This is a genomic window from Thioalbus denitrificans (genome assembly GCF_003337735.1).
GTDB classification, from domain to species: Bacteria; Pseudomonadota; Gammaproteobacteria; order DSM-26407; family DSM-26407; genus Thioalbus; species Thioalbus denitrificans.
In genome coordinates this window covers 119801-133024 of the sequence record NZ_QPJY01000009.1, presented here as the reverse complement: position 1 = coordinate 133024, position 13224 = coordinate 119801, and the positions used below count along the sequence as shown (strand labels likewise).

The window sequence follows — 13224 nt, the reverse complement described above, 5'->3', positions numbered from 1 at the left end:
CCATCATCTCGACACGCCATCAGCATGCACTGAAAAATCTGCGCAAATCAGCGTAATCTGCGGTTAACAAGCCTTTCAGCAGCGCCGGCAACGCCGTGGCGCCCTCAAACCACCTTCTTCTCCCGCAGCCGCTTGATGACGAACAGCGTGCTGCGCTCTTCCTCCTCCAGCACGGACTGGATGTAGCGGATGGTTTCGCGGTAGCGGGGGATGATGTTGTACTTGAGGGCGTTGACGCGCTTCTGGGTCTTGCGCTGCTCTTCCAGCAGGCGCCAGAGGGCGGTTTCGGACTCGCCCAGGCGGGCGAGGAGGACGGCGGCCTGGGCCAGGCGGGCGCGGGTCTCGTCGAGGCTGGGGTCGGTGTTCATGAGCCCCACCGGCTGCAGGGGGAGCACCTCGGCGGTGACGCTGGGGTACTCCACGCCGAGGCTGCGGCGGGGGATGATCTCCACGGTGATGGCGGGCTCCAGGCCCAGCGCCACCTGGCGGAGATCGTGGGTGTTCATGCGCAGGGTGGTCACCCCGAGCCAGCGGTAGGCCTCCAACAGGGCCCGGCGCGCCTCGCCGCGCAGGCTGCGGTACTGGTTGAGGCGCTGGTAGACCAGGCGGGTGAGCAGCTCCTTCTTGCGCTCCAGCAGGCGGTGGCCCTGGTCGAGAAAGTCCACCTGCCGGCGCAGCCCCAGCAGCGCGCTCTTGGTGGGCGGGATCTTCAGGCGCTTTGCCATTGGGGCTCCTCGGGGCCGGGGCCGTCGGGTCCGCGATGGTGGTACTTGGCCAGATCCGCCTCGCTGACCCGGGACAGCGCGTCGGGGGGCAGCAGGGAGAGCAGGTCCCAGGCGAGATCCAGGGTCTCGATGATGGAGCGATCCTCGTCCTCGCCCTGCCCCACGAAGCGCCGCTCGAACTCGTCGGCGAAGCGCAGGTACTGGCGGTCGCGGCGGGAGAGCTCCTCGGCGCCCAGAGCAAAAAAGGGGTCGGTGACAAATGAGAATCTTTATGATTACAAATTCGCACCGACCCCTTCTTTTTATCCCGTCTTGGGGCTAGAAGCCGTAATTGACCGTGAGTCGCGGCCCGGTGAGGCTGATATCGACATCCTCGGGGTCGATATCGTTGTCGACGTTGCCGCTGAGGCTGCTGAACAGCGCGGCCTCGTATCCCAACCCGATGCCCAGCCGGCTCCCGTTGCTGAAGCTGCGCACGTATTCGAGCCCGGCGTACAGATCCGTAATCGGGACGACGTTGTCCTTGTTCTTATCCGAGTTGGCGAGTTCCTTGATTTCCCCGAACAGCTGGCTGTGGCGGGCGCCCAGGAGGAACGCGAAGTTCTGGCCGAAATAGCGCCGCGCCTCGGCGCCAACCGTGAACCCGATACCGTCGAACTCGAATCCGGATGCCCCGTTCTCGTCGGACCACTTGATCTCGCCGCCACGCAGCCCCCCGAACGCGGTGAAGCTCCACTTCTCCACATCCAGGCCGGCCATCAGTTCGAGGTCATACAGGTTGGTCTTGAAGAACTGCCCGGGGGTCACCGTCTCGGAATAGCGGAAGTAGCGGCCACGCACACCCAGCCCGTCGTCCGTTACATAGGAGGCGGTCAACCGGTAGGCGGCCTCGTGATCGAACGACTCGTCGAACCAGCCGTTGCCGCCGGCCTGCTCCCCGGCGCCGTGATTGGTTCTCAGGCTCAGATAGGGCACCTCGACCCCGAGCTCGAAGTTCGGCCTGTCACGACGATAGGTATATGCCGCGGCGGGCGCCGCTGCCGTCGGCTCGGTCATCGCGGCCGGTGTTGCCGGCCCGCTTACCGCGGCGGTGCGCTGCATTTCGAGCTCCTCCCTGAGGCGCGCGTTCTCCGCCTTGAGCTCGAGCAGCATCTTGTAGAGCTCCGCGTTCGATGGCGCATCCTCGGCAAGCGCAGCGCCGGAAACCGCCGTCATGGAAACCGCCACAGCGGCGAAAACGACGGAAAGCGGCAGAGGCGCCTTCCTGAATACGGAAACGTTCCGCATCGACATGGTATTGCCTTTCATTTGTCTCCCTCCCGAAAAGTTCAGGACATCACCGGACATCCCGAATCGACCTCACAAAAGTAACCCCACATCCAACAATCATCCGGTCTGAAATTATCTTCGTAATTTTCTGGACCTTGCCCGACATTGAAACAACAACCCATTGGATTACACGAGAACTCCAAGCCCCAGCGACAACCTGCTATCGTAATAATTCTCATTTGTCACCGACCCCTTAAACATCAGATGCGCTCCCAGAGTTGAATGAGGCCGAGCAGATGCGCAAGACCTACGACCAAGGACACGCCAGAGGAAACAAGCCAGAAGGTGGGCGAATTGCCGGGGAACACTGGCTTAAGAAGCGGAAAGGCCAGGGCGCGGACCAGGTAGATGACAGTAATGGTAGTGAGAGCGAGCCGCAAGGAAGGGAGCGGCTGAATGAACCCGGCGGCAGATAGGGCATAGAGTGCCCACACGGTAAGGATGGAGCCGATGACGAAGGCGATGACGGGGGGATACCAATGACCGGCCTGAGCCATACGAACAATGGTGGTTCCCGCACCGAGAATGCGAAAGCCGTTCGCTCCCCAAGGGATGCATGCGAAATGAAGGGCAGCAGCCGCGAAGCTGAAGAGAGCTGCGGCAAGCATGAATGGATTGTGCAGACTATCCATGACGCGACATCCCTGACGCCCAACAGTTCAAATCAACGGAAACATTCCATATATCACCAATAAACGGCCATCTTCCATTTATCACCACGCCAATACGCTCACGCAGCGCGTGCCATCCGCCTACAACTCACTGTATTACCAGATTCCAACCACATCGGCCGCAGATTCCGGCCTGGTGATAACCGGAAATGTTCCGCAAAGGAAACCGCCTGTCAAATCTTACCGAACCACCCAACACGTACAATACCACCGCACCCCATGCCTGGGCGTCCATCATCTCGACACGCCATCAGCATGCACTGAAAAATCTGCGCAAATCAGCGTAATCTGCGGTTAACAAGCCTTTCAGCAGCGCCGGCAACGCCGTGGCGCCCTCAAACCACCTTCTTCTCCCTCAGCCGCTTGATGACGAACAGCGTGCTGCGCTCTTCCTCCTCCAGCACGGACTGGATGTAGCGGATGGTTTCGCGGTAGCGGGGGATGATGTTGTACTTGAGGGCGTTGACGCGCTTCTGAGTCTTGCGCTGCTCTTCCAGCAGGCGCCAGAGGGCGGTTTCGGACTCGCCCAGGCGGGCGAGGAGGACGGCGGCCTGGGCCAGGCGGGCGCGGGTCTCGTCGAGGCTGGGGTCGGTGTTCATGAGCCCCACCGGCTGCAGGGGGAGCACCTCGGCGGTGACGCTGGGGTACTCCACGCCGAGGCTGCGGCGGGGGATGATCTCCACGGTGATGGCGGGATCCAGGCCCAGCGCCACCTGGCGGAGATCGTGGGTGTTCATGCGCAGGGTGGTCACTCCGAGCCAGCGGTAGGCCTCCAACAGGGCCCGGCGCGCCTCGCCGCGCAGGCTGCGGTACTGGCCGAGGCGCTGGTAGACCAGGCGGGTGAGCAGCTCCTTCTTGCGCTCCAGCAGGCGGTGGCCCTGGTCGAGAAAGTCCACCTGCCGGCGCAGCCCCAGCAGCGCGCTCTTGGTGGGCGGGATCTTCAGGCGCTTTGCCATTGAGGCTCCTCGGGGCCGGGGCCGTCGGGTCCGCGATGGTGGTACTTGGCCAGATCCGCCTCGCTGACCCGGGACAGCGCGTCGGGGGGCAGCAGGGAGAGCAGGTCCCAGGCGAGATCCAGGGTCTCGATGATGGAGCGGTCCTCGTCCTCGCCCTGCCCCACGAAGCGCCGCTCGAACTCGTCGGCGAAGCGCAGGTACTGGCGGTCGCGGCGGGAGAGCTCCTCGGCGCCGATGATGGAGGCGAGGTTGCGCGCCTCGATGGCGCGGGCGTAGGAGGCGTAGAGCTGGCTCGATACGCGGGCGTGATCCTCGCGGGTGTCGTCCTTGCCGATGCCGTCCTTCATCAGCCGCGACAGGGAGGGCATGATGGTCACAGGCGGGTAGATGCCCTGGTTGTGGAGATCGCGGGAGAGCACGATCTGCCCCTCGGTGATGTAGCCGGTGAGATCCGGGATCGGGTGGGTGATGTCGTCCGAGGGCATGGAGAGCACCGGCACCATGGTGATGGAGCCGTGGCGGTTCTTGATGCGCCCGGCGCGCTCGTAGATCTCGGCCAGATCCGAGTAGAGGTAGCCCGGGTAGCCCTTGCGCGCCGGCACGTCGCCCTTGGCGGTGGCCACTTCGCGCAGCGCCTCGGCGTAGTGGGTCATGTCGGTGAGCACCACCAGCACGTGGCGGTCCAGCTCGAAGGCCAGGTACTCCGCGGCGGTGAGCGCCGCGCGCGGCAGGATGAGCCGCTCGATGGGCGGGTCGTCGGCCAGGTTGGTGAACATCACCACGTTGCCGAGCACGCCGCTGTTGGCGAAGTTCTCCTGGAAGAAGCGCGCGTCGGTGTGGGAGACCCCCATGGCGGCGAAGACGATGGCGAAGTTGGACTCCTCGCCCGGCAGCTTCGCCTGGCGCACGATCTGGGCCGCCAGCCGGTTGTGGGGCAGGCCCGAGCCGGAGAAGATGGGCAGCTTCTGGCCGCGCACCAGGGAGTTGAGGCCGTCGATGGTGGAGACGCCGGTCTGCATGAACTCCCGCGGGTAGGCCCGCGCGGTGGGGTTCACCGGCGCGCCGTTCACATTGGCGTGGCGGCTGGAGACGATGGGCGGGCGGCCGTCGCGCGGCTGGCCCACGCCGTTGAATACCCGGCCCAGGATATCGGGCGAGAGGGCCACCTCGAAGGGACGCTCCAGGAACCGCACCCAGGTGCTCTCCAGGTCGAGATCGTCGGTGCCCTCGAAGACCTGCACCATGACCAGCTCGGTGGCGGTCTGGATGACCTGGCCGTTGCGGATGTTGCCGTGGCGGTCGCGTACCTGGACCCGGTCGCCGAGGGCCACGCCCGGGACGTTGGCCATGAACAGCAGCGCCCCGCGGGCGCTGGCGGCGGTACGGAATTCAATCTCCTTCATGACGGGTGTTCTCCCTCGGCCTGGGCGGCGGCGGGCGTGCACTCCACGCGCAGATTGTCGAACTGCTCCCGGATGACCTCGGCGAAGGCGCGGACCTCCTCCACCTGCTCGCTCGGGTACTGGCTCTTGAGTCGCCGGGCCTGGGCCAGCAGGGGCAGATCCAGCAGCCGCTGCACCGGGATGCCGGCGTCCAGCAGCTCCTGCCCGCGGCGGTGGATGGAGAGGATGAGCTCCAGCAGGGCGAACTGCTTGTCGGTGGAGCAGTAGCTGTCGGCCGGGTCCAGCGCGCTCTGCTGCAGGACGCCCTCGCGCACCAGCGCGGAGGACTCCAGCGTCCAGCGCTGGGTCGAGGAGAGCGCCTCGGGCCCCACCAGGTTGACGATCTGGGCCAGTTCGTCGGCCTCGTTGAGCAGCGCCAGCGCCTTGGCGCGGTAGCGGTGCCAGCGCTTGTCCACCTCGGCATGCCACCAGCGGGCGGCCACGTCCACCGAGTCGGAGAAGCTGTCCTTCCAGTCCACCGCCGGGTAGTGGCGGGCGTCGGCCAGCTCCTTGGAGAGCGCCCAGAAGGTCTGCACGATCTCCTTGGTGTGGCTGGTGACCGGCTCGGAGAAGTCGCCGCCGGGGGGCGAGACCGCGCCGATGACGGTCACCGAGCCGCGATCCCCGGCCAGGGTCTGCATGCGTCCGGCGCGTTCGTAGAAGGCCGCCAGCCGCGAGGCGAGATAGGCGGGGTAGCCCTCCTCCACCGGCATCTGCCCAAGGCGCCCGGCCACCTCGCGCAGGGCCTCGGCCCAGCGGCTGGTGGAGTCGGCCACCATCACCACGTCGAAGCCCTGGTCGCGGTAGTACTCGGCGATGGTCACCCCCACGTAGATGGAGGCCTCGCGGGCCACCACCGGCATGTTGGAGGTGTTGGCCACCAGCAGGGTGCGCTCCATGAGCGAGCGCCCGGTATGGGGGTCGGTCAGCTCGGGAAAGGTCTCCAGCACCTCCACCAGCTCGTTGCCGCGCTCGCCGCAGCCCACGTAGATGACGATGTCGGCGTTGGCCCAGCGGGTGATCTGCTGCTGCACCATGGTCTTGCCGGCGCCGAAGGGACCCGGCACCGCGCCCTTGCCGCCCTTGAGGAGGGGGAAGAAGGTGTCCAGGATGCGCTGCCCCGTCACCAGCGGCGCCACGGCGTGATCGCGGCGGGTGTAGGGCCGGGGGGTGCGCACCGGCCAGCGGTGGAACAGGTGCAGCTTGTGCACCCGGCCGTCGGCCCCGCGCACCCGCGCCACCACGTCGTCCACCGTGTACTCGCCGGCCGGCGCCAGCTCCAGCAGCTCGCCGGACTGGTGCGGCGGCACCAGCACCCGGTGGGTGATGGTGGCGGTCTCCGGCACGCTGCCGAGCACCGCCCCGCCGCGAATCTCGGCGCCCGGCTCCAGCCCCTCGACGGGGGTGAAGGCCCAGCTGCGCTCCCGGTCCAGCGCCGGGATGGCGAGGCCGCGGGTGATGTAGTCGCCGCTGGCCTCGAACACCTTGGCCAGGGGCCGCTGGACGCCGTCGAAGATCTGTCCCAGCAGCCCGGGCCCCAGCTCCACCGAGAGGGGATGGCCGAGACCGCTGGCCTCCTGGCCGGGCTTGACGCCCTCGGTGGACTCGTACACCTGCACCACGGCCCGCGGACCGTCCAGGCCGATGACCTCGCCCACCAGGCCGATCTCGCCGATGCGCACCTGCTCGCCGCTGCGCACGCCGGGCAGCTCGACGGTGACGATGGGACCGTTGATGTCCAGTATCCTACCCATTGAAGAGCACTCCCATGGGGCCGGCGCCGGCGAACAGGCTCTCCATCACCTGCTCGTGGGTGGCCTCCCGCAGACGCTGGCAGCGGCCCTCGAAGGTGTTGTTGACCCGCATCCGGTCGTCCGGGGTGTGGATGAGCGCGCCGCCCACGGCGGTCTCCAGCGCCTCGTCCGAGAGCACCAGCTTGCGGCCCGGCGCGAGTTCCTGGGCGAACTCGTCCCAGAACTCCCGCAGCCACTCCAGGTCGTTGCGGCTGACCCGGATGACCAGCTCCGGCGCGTCGATGGCGTCGATGCCCTGTTTCAGCAGGGCCTTGAGCACCGGCAGGTAGCGGTCGTTGTCGGCCACCAGGGCTTCGAGACGGTCGTTCAGACCGTCGAGCACCGACTGGGCCAGGGTCCAGCGCAGGTGGTCGATCTCCTCCTGCAGCTTCAGCTCGGCGGCCTGCACCCGGCGCCGGTAGGAACGCTCCGCGTCGGACTTGGCCGCCAGCACTTCGCGCTCCTCGCGCAGGCGCAGGCGGGCGTTGGCGTCCTCCATGACGTGGTCGGCGCTGCGCCGGCCCCGCTCCAGGTATTCCTCGGCCAGTGTCCGGGCCCGCATAATCAACGCGGATTCCAGTTCGCCGACTCGTTCGGTTTCGCTCACGGTTGCTCCTCCAGTGCCGAGGGCCCGAGAATCCGCCGCACCAGGTCCTCCACCGGCGGATGGTAATCGGCCGGGGTGGCGAGCGGCGGCACCTCGCCCACGACGATGCGCCCGCCTTCGCTGCGCACCTGGGCCAGGACGGGGCCGTGGCTCCGGGCCAGCTGGTGCTCGAGCAGCACCAGCGCCTTTTCACGCCGGTTGACCAGACCCTCCAGGACCTTCTCCACCAGTTCGGGGGTGGCGTCCGGATAGGTCTCGAAACCCAGCAGGGCGAAGCCGCGGGTGAGCGCGGCGCTGCCCATGGCGATGTTCTTCATCCCAGCCGGCCCAGCATGAGGATGGTGACCACCAGGCCGTAGATGGCGATGCCCTCGGCGAGGCCGAGATAGATGAGGCTGCGGCCGAACACCTCGGGCTTCTCGGCGATGACGGCCAGGGCCGCGGCGCCCACCGGGCCCACGGCGATGCCCGCGCCGATGGTGGCCAGCGCGGTGGGGATGCCGGTGCCGATCAGCGCCAGCCCCATGCCCACCGAGATCTCGGGGGCGGCGCCCGCCGCTGCCGCCGCCGGCTGGGCCAGGACATCCTGCATGCCCACCACCAGCAGGCCGATCTCCGCCAGCACGAAGGTCAGCAGGTTCACCCCCAGCGTGCCCTTCAGCCAGCCGGGGCCGTTGCTGCCCCGGGTCAGGGGCCGGAACTCCAGGTAGACCCCGAGGGCCATGATCCCCACCAGGCTCGCCGTCATCAGTCCCACCAGCCAGTACATGGTCATCTCCTTGTCAGTCAGTCAATCGGTCACCAGCCGCCGCCCGTTCACCCGGCGCCGGTTGCCTTGCCGCCCGGCTTGCGCGTCTGCAGCTTGAGCGGGCAGAACTCCCTCCCCTCGCCGCCGAAGAAGCGCGAGAACCCTTCGTAGTACTCCAGTCGCAGCACCTGGATGGCGACGATGGCGCCCTCCAGGACCATGATGAACACGTTGCCCAGCACCACCGTGATCCAGTGCCCCGTGGTCCCCATCATCTCGGCCAGGGTGAACACGGCGATGGCGAGCGCCACGTGGTTGAGGCTGAAGGCCGCCACGCGCAGGAACGAGAGCGTGTTGGCAATGTAGCCGAGCAGGGTCTCGAAGCCCTCCATGAACACCACCAGGATCTTCTCCCCCAGGCCCGCCTTCTGGTGGCGCCAGCTGTAGCCGAGGATGACCCCCAGCGGCGCCGCCACCCCGACCCAGTGGAGCCAGCCCACCGGCTCGCCGCTGAACCAGCTCTGGCCCAGCGCCAGCCCGCCCAGGTAGAGCAGCCCGCCGGCCACGCCCTTGCCGTCCAGCAGCGCATCGAGCCAGCGCCCGTCGCTGATGCGGTTGATGACCGTGATGGCGGTCACCAGCAGGATGAAGCCCACGCCCCAGTAGAGCGCCACGGTGAGCATCAGCATGGGGTCGGAGAGCGGCGCCACCCAGATCGGGTGGATGATCTCCTCGTAGCCGAAGACGCTGCCGTAGAGGAAGCCGAACAGGGTGGAGGAGAGGCCCGCGCCCACCACGCAGGGGCTGAAGCGGCGCAGGGGGGTGAACAGGAGGTAGATCCCCGCGGCGGTGAAGATCAGTCCGTGGCCCACGTCGCCGAACATCATGCCGAACATGGCGGTGAAGGTCAGCGCGAAGAGCACGGTGGGGTCCACCTCGCCGTAGCGCGGCACCCCGTAGTTCTTCACCAGCTCGGCGAAGGGGCGCAGCAGGCGCGAATGGCGCACGAACGAGGGCACCCGGGAGCGTTCGTCGGGGAACGGGTCGCGCGCGTCGAGCACGAAGGGATGGGGCAGGGCCTCCTCCAGCAGGGACTGCAGTCGCGGCAGCTCCCGCGTCGGCACCCAGCCGCTGATGAGCGACAGGCCGCCGCGCCCGCGCAGGGCGTCGGTGAGCTCGGCGTAGGGCTGGGCCAGCTCCAGCGTCTCCTCCAGGTAGGTGAGCTCGTCGCGGTAGCGCACCGCCCGGGCCTGGATTTCGCGGTCCAGCGCCGCGAACTCCTCCTCGTTGCGCCGGATGCGCTGATCGAGGCCGGAACGGACCTTCTCGGGATGATCGCGGAACTCGCCCGGGATGGTCAGGGGGTGGAACCCGGCGGCCTCGAGCAGGCGGTTGAGCTCCTCCTGCTGCTGGCCCATGGGGCCCGCCACCACCACGTAGGCGGTCTCCTCATTCTCGAGGAACGGCTTCATGAAGTAGCCGGCCAGGCCGGCCGCCTCGCTCAGGCGCTGCAGGTTGGCCGAGGGCAGGGTGCCGATGTGGATATCGAGGAACCGCTTCTGCCCCTGCAGCAGGCCCAGGTCCAGGTCCAGGTTGGAGAACTTGTCCAGGGTCCCGAGCAGCTGCTCGGCGCTCTTGCGCTCCTCCTGGAGGCGGTGCAGCCGCTCCTCCTTTTCCGACAGCTCCCGCCACAGCTCGCCCAGCCGTTCGTTGACCTGCTCCAGCTCCTGCTCCTCCACCACCCGGGTCCGGGTGAGGGGCTCCTCCCGCAGCAGGCCGCAGCAGGCGAGAATCTTGTCGAGCCGTGCGCGGGCGCTGCGGTAGAGCTCGCGGTAGTGCTCGCTCGGCGCCTCGGGCAGCTGCTCCTCGAGCTTGTGGCTGGGCTCGGGATCGAACAGGCCGTTTTCCGCCAGCACCAGGGCGGCATGGGGCGCATCCTCGCGCAGCACCTGGAGAGTGACCCGCTGCATGGGCAATGGCCGGAACATGGGCAGTCTCCCTAAACGGCGCCCAGGGCCGCGAACCCGGCGGCGAACCGGATCAGCGACGGACTCAACCCGAGCCGGCGACCCTTGAGCACCGCCAGCACCTGGTGCATCTCCTTCTCCCGCAGCACCAGGTAGGCCAGCGCACGGGCCAGGTTGAAGGCCGTGCGGGTCAGGATGCTCTCGGCGATCCGGCGGCTCTCCTGCTCCAGCCGCAGCTGCACCTCGCTGACGGTATCCGCCCCGTCCAGCAGTTCGCGCAGGCCGGGCGGCAGGGCCTCCAGCACCTCGAGCAGGCTCCCCATCCGGGCCAGCTCCTGCCAGTCGCTGCTGGAGATGCGGTAGCCGCCCTGCACCAGCAGGTAGTAGGTCTCCGCCGGCGGCAGGCCGTAGGCGAGCCGGTAGCGCAGCAGCCAGACCAGGTTGACGTGGTCGATGACGGCGCCCAGCAGGCGATCGAGATGCTGCCGATCCTCGCCGCGGAAGGCCTTCACCCGCTTGGCCAGGCCGGCGTAGTAGCGCCTATCCAGGGCCGCGTCGAGCATGAAGGAGTCATGGCGCTCCTCGAACACGGCGCGGGCCTGGCGGGCGATGTCGCCGTAGGGCGTGTCCTCCAGCAGGCGCAGCAGCTCGGCCACGTCCTCGGAGGCCAGCAGCTGGTCCAGCCTGAGGGTGGTGAAGGAGCCGAGATCGAGCAGCTCCTCGCGGATGGCCGCGGCGGAGCTGCCGGCCATCTTGCCGCGGATGATGGCTTTCAGGTTGCCCAGCTCGAAGCGCCGGATCCAGTAGATGAGCAGGTCACGGGCATTGCCGCTGAGGCAGCGGCCGAGCACCTTCAGATCCTCGAGCAGGGAGAGCAGCCAGGCCTGTTCGAGCACCGTGGGCTCGATTTCGCTCTCGTCCAGCCCCAGGTCGACGCCGGACTCGGCGAGCATGCCGGCCCCCTCGCGCAGGGGCTGTTCGATGAGGGACTCGATCTGGGCCTCGGGCAGCAGCCGGGCGGCCATCACCGAGACCCTCGCGTTGAGGTAGGCATAGCGGGCGACCGCACCCATGGCTCAGTCCCGCTCGGGGTTGATGATCAGATCGAGGACCGCCTCCACGGCCACCGCCTCGCGCTCCTCGGCCAGGCTGCGCAGGTAGCGGCTGCGCTCGGCGTAGCGGCGCTTCAGCTCGCTGACAGTCTGCTCCGCGCGCCCCTCGGCCTTGCTGACGAAGGCGGCGTGGAGTTCCGGGATACGGGCGTCGAACTGCTCCTCGGCGGCCCGGGCGTCGGCCAGCGCCTGGCGTATCAGGCGCTCGCGCTCGGCATCCGCCTCCTGCACCAGCTTCTCGGCATGCACCTCGGCGTCGAGGAGCCGCTTCAGGGTGTCTTCCATACAGCCTCCCAGCTGTCCCGGGCGTAGTGTCCGGTCGGCGGACAATCGCTCGTTGTGGTTATCGGTGCTGGTCCGGGGGCCGTGCCGGCCCGCCGGAATATAAGCTAACGCGAATATTTTCCTCCGGTCATGACATAGATCAGAAGTCGGAACGATAATCGCGCTGAGTACCCAAACAATGCTGTTCCAAGACCTGGAAGGACCGGTTGAGTAAAGGGTAGGCAAGAGCGGCGGGGCTGTCACCTGGACAGCCCCGGCGGGAAGGTCTGGTATGGGCGGGGACTTCCGGACCGGCGCCGGGCCGGCACTCAGGACCTGGCGGACCCGGCCAGGTGCTCCGCCAGGAGCTCGGTGAGGCCGGTGACCTGCACGTCCATGCCGTAGTGCTCGATGCCCTCCTCGAGGATGATGCGGCAGTTGGCGCAGGCGGTGACCATGGTCTCGACCCCCAGCTCGTCGAGCTGCTTCTTCTTGCGCTGGAACGCCTGCAGCCGCAGGGGCTCGGCCCGCTCGTTGGCCGAGACGCCGCCCCCGCCCCCGCAGCACCAGTTCATGACGCCGTGATCGCGCATCTCCACGAACCCGGGGGCCACCTCCCGGAGCAGCTGCCGCGGCTGCTCCACCACCCCGCCGCGGCGCACGATCTGGCACGGGTCGTGGAAGGTGAGGCGGATGTCGGTCTGCCCCTCCAGCTTCAGCCGCCCCTCCTCCTTGAGCTGCTCGAGCAGCTCGAGGATGTGGATCACCCTGAACGGCAGCGGGCGGCCGATGAGGTTGGCGCCCTCCCAGCGGATGGCGGTGAAGGCGTGGCCGCACTCGGGGCTGATGACAGTCTGCACGCCCAGCTTCTCGGCGGCGGACACCACCCGCCCCACCAGCTCGCCGGCGGCCTTCGAGTCGCCGATCTGGATGCCGCTGTTGGTGGCCTCGAACGCCTCGCTGCTGATGGTCCAGGAGACCCCCGCGGCGGCGAAGATGCGGGCGATGCTCTCGATGTACTCGGGGAAGTTCACCACCTCCATGGAGGAGAACAGGGTCATGTACTCCGCCCCCTGCACGTCCACCGGGATGGTGAGGCCGGTGTTGCGCTCCACCCCCTTGAGGGTGGCCTGCAGGGTCTTGAGGGTGACGCCCATGGGGCTGCCGATCTCGAGCGCCCGGCGGGTGGCCTCCTTCATCCCGTCCGGCGCGTAGCCGGCCGCCGACATGCCCTCGCGCTCCTTGCGGATCATGTAGGCGATGTCGTTGCCCACCGGGCAGACCATGGAGCAGCGCCCGCACAGGGTGCAGCTGTCGTAGACCAGGGTTTCCCAGTCGGCCAGGTCCTGCTCGGTGAGGGGCTCGGTGAGGCCGAGCTTCACTCCCAGCTTCCCCCAGAAGGTGTTCTCCTGGCGCCACAGCTTGCGCATGGGCTCGAGCTTGTAGATGGGCGTGTATTTCGGGTCCCCGGTCTCGGTGTAGAACAGGCACGCCTCGGCGCACAGGCCGCAGTGCACGCAGCTGGAGAAGTAGGAGACGATGCGGGCGTCCATCTGGCGCCGCAGCGCCGCCACGCCCTGCTCGAAGCGTTCACTCATGACTGGGCTCCC

General features: G+C 67.7%; 13 protein-coding genes and 1 pseudogene. All 14 read right to left on the bottom strand.

The features are described 5' to 3' along the window. Window positions 1-104: 104 nt before the first annotated feature. The 14 genes and pseudogenes from DFQ59_RS15745 to DFQ59_RS15680 all read right to left on the bottom strand — a co-directional run bounded on the left by DFQ59_RS15745 (window position 105) and on the right by DFQ59_RS15680 (window position 13212). Window positions 105-725: a V-type ATP synthase subunit D gene (locus tag DFQ59_RS15745; RefSeq protein ID WP_114280678.1), complete on the bottom strand. Its 621-nt coding sequence runs from the start codon at window positions 723-725 to the stop codon at window positions 105-107. After that, a pseudogene (locus tag DFQ59_RS15740) lies at window positions 710-961 on the bottom strand (ATP synthase beta subunit C-terminal domain-containing protein); the annotation flags it as partial. The gene DFQ59_RS15745 and the pseudogene DFQ59_RS15740, both read right to left, overlap by 16 nt. Before the next feature lie 82 nt (window positions 962-1043). Next, window positions 1044-2033 (bottom strand): Lpg1974 family pore-forming outer membrane protein, encoded by a 990-nt coding sequence (locus DFQ59_RS15735; protein ID WP_147275272.1) that lies wholly within the window; start codon window positions 2031-2033, stop codon window positions 1044-1046. Window positions 2034-2254: 221 nt separating this feature from the next. Then, window positions 2255-2686: a hypothetical protein gene (locus DFQ59_RS15730; RefSeq protein ID WP_114280676.1), complete on the bottom strand. Its 432-nt coding sequence runs from the start codon at window positions 2684-2686 to the stop codon at window positions 2255-2257. Window positions 2687-3060: 374 nt separating this feature from the next. Beyond that, complete coding sequence (locus tag DFQ59_RS15725; RefSeq protein WP_114280675.1) at window positions 3061-3681, bottom strand: V-type ATP synthase subunit D; 621 nt, start codon at window positions 3679-3681, stop codon at window positions 3061-3063. Beyond that, window positions 3666-5084 (bottom strand): V-type ATP synthase subunit B, encoded by a 1419-nt coding sequence (locus tag DFQ59_RS15720; protein ID WP_114280674.1) that lies wholly within the window; start codon window positions 5082-5084, stop codon window positions 3666-3668. Before DFQ59_RS15720 ends, DFQ59_RS15725 begins: the two co-directional genes overlap by 16 nt. Next, on the bottom strand, window positions 5081-6877 hold the full coding sequence (locus DFQ59_RS15715; RefSeq protein ID WP_114280673.1) for a V-type ATP synthase subunit A: 1797 nt from the start codon (window positions 6875-6877) through the stop codon (window positions 5081-5083). Before DFQ59_RS15715 ends, DFQ59_RS15720 begins: the two co-directional genes overlap by 4 nt. After that, on the bottom strand, window positions 6870-7523 hold the full coding sequence (locus DFQ59_RS15710; protein ID WP_245937292.1) for a V-type ATP synthase subunit E: 654 nt from the start codon (window positions 7521-7523) through the stop codon (window positions 6870-6872). The genes DFQ59_RS15715 and DFQ59_RS15710 overlap by 8 nt, the downstream gene beginning before the upstream one ends. Beyond that, window positions 7520-7840, bottom strand: a complete 321-nt coding sequence (locus DFQ59_RS15705; protein WP_211314969.1) for a V-type ATP synthase subunit F — start codon at window positions 7838-7840, stop codon at window positions 7520-7522. Before DFQ59_RS15705 ends, DFQ59_RS15710 begins: the two co-directional genes overlap by 4 nt. Then, the gene (locus DFQ59_RS15700; RefSeq protein WP_114280671.1) at window positions 7837-8292 is read right to left on the bottom strand and encodes an ATP synthase subunit C; all 456 of its coding nucleotides are present in this window, start codon (window positions 8290-8292) and stop codon (window positions 7837-7839) included. The genes DFQ59_RS15705 and DFQ59_RS15700 overlap by 4 nt, the downstream gene beginning before the upstream one ends. Before the next feature lie 47 nt (window positions 8293-8339). Continuing rightward, window positions 8340-10259 (bottom strand): V-type ATP synthase subunit I, encoded by a 1920-nt coding sequence (locus DFQ59_RS15695; protein ID WP_114280670.1) that lies wholly within the window; start codon window positions 10257-10259, stop codon window positions 8340-8342. A gap of 11 nt (window positions 10260-10270) precedes the next feature. Continuing rightward, the gene (locus DFQ59_RS15690; protein ID WP_114280669.1) at window positions 10271-11311 is read right to left on the bottom strand and encodes a V-type ATPase subunit; all 1041 of its coding nucleotides are present in this window, start codon (window positions 11309-11311) and stop codon (window positions 10271-10273) included. Between the two features lie 3 nt (window positions 11312-11314). Then, window positions 11315-11635 (bottom strand): V-type proton ATPase subunit G, encoded by a 321-nt coding sequence (locus tag DFQ59_RS15685; protein ID WP_114280668.1) that lies wholly within the window; start codon window positions 11633-11635, stop codon window positions 11315-11317. A 308-nt stretch (window positions 11636-11943) separates the two neighbouring features. Next, window positions 11944-13212, bottom strand: coding sequence for a (Fe-S)-binding protein (locus DFQ59_RS15680; RefSeq protein WP_114280667.1), 1269 nt, complete (start codon window positions 13210-13212; stop codon window positions 11944-11946). Window positions 13213-13224 lie beyond the last annotated feature (12 nt).

What these genes read in the sequence shown, in the direction of transcription:
- DFQ59_RS15745 (WP_114280678.1), bottom strand. Translation starts at nt 725, where the DNA reads ATGGCAAAGCGCCTGAAGATCCCGCCCACCAAGAGCGCGCTGCTGGGG.
- DFQ59_RS15735 (WP_147275272.1), bottom strand. Translation starts at nt 2,033, where the DNA reads ATGAAAGGCAATACCATGTCGATGCGGAACGTTTCCGTATTCAGGAAG.
- DFQ59_RS15730 (WP_114280676.1), bottom strand. Translation starts at nt 2,686, where the DNA reads ATGGATAGTCTGCACAATCCATTCATGCTTGCCGCAGCTCTCTTCAGC.
- DFQ59_RS15725 (WP_114280675.1), bottom strand. Translation starts at nt 3,681, where the DNA reads ATGGCAAAGCGCCTGAAGATCCCGCCCACCAAGAGCGCGCTGCTGGGG.
- DFQ59_RS15720 (WP_114280674.1), bottom strand. Translation starts at nt 5,084, where the DNA reads ATGAAGGAGATTGAATTCCGTACCGCCGCCAGCGCCCGCGGGGCGCTG.
- DFQ59_RS15715 (WP_114280673.1), bottom strand. Translation starts at nt 6,877, where the DNA reads ATGGGTAGGATACTGGACATCAACGGTCCCATCGTCACCGTCGAGCTG.
- DFQ59_RS15705 (WP_211314969.1), bottom strand. Translation starts at nt 7,840, where the DNA reads ATGAAGAACATCGCCATGGGCAGCGCCGCGCTCACCCGCGGCTTCGCC.
- DFQ59_RS15700 (WP_114280671.1), bottom strand. Translation starts at nt 8,292, where the DNA reads ATGTACTGGCTGGTGGGACTGATGACGGCGAGCCTGGTGGGGATCATG.
- DFQ59_RS15695 (WP_114280670.1), bottom strand. Translation starts at nt 10,259, where the DNA reads ATGTTCCGGCCATTGCCCATGCAGCGGGTCACTCTCCAGGTGCTGCGC.
- DFQ59_RS15690 (WP_114280669.1), bottom strand. Translation starts at nt 11,311, where the DNA reads ATGGGTGCGGTCGCCCGCTATGCCTACCTCAACGCGAGGGTCTCGGTG.
- DFQ59_RS15685 (WP_114280668.1), bottom strand. Translation starts at nt 11,635, where the DNA reads ATGGAAGACACCCTGAAGCGGCTCCTCGACGCCGAGGTGCATGCCGAG.
- DFQ59_RS15680 (WP_114280667.1), bottom strand. Translation starts at nt 13,212, where the DNA reads ATGAGTGAACGCTTCGAGCAGGGCGTGGCGGCGCTGCGGCGCCAGATG.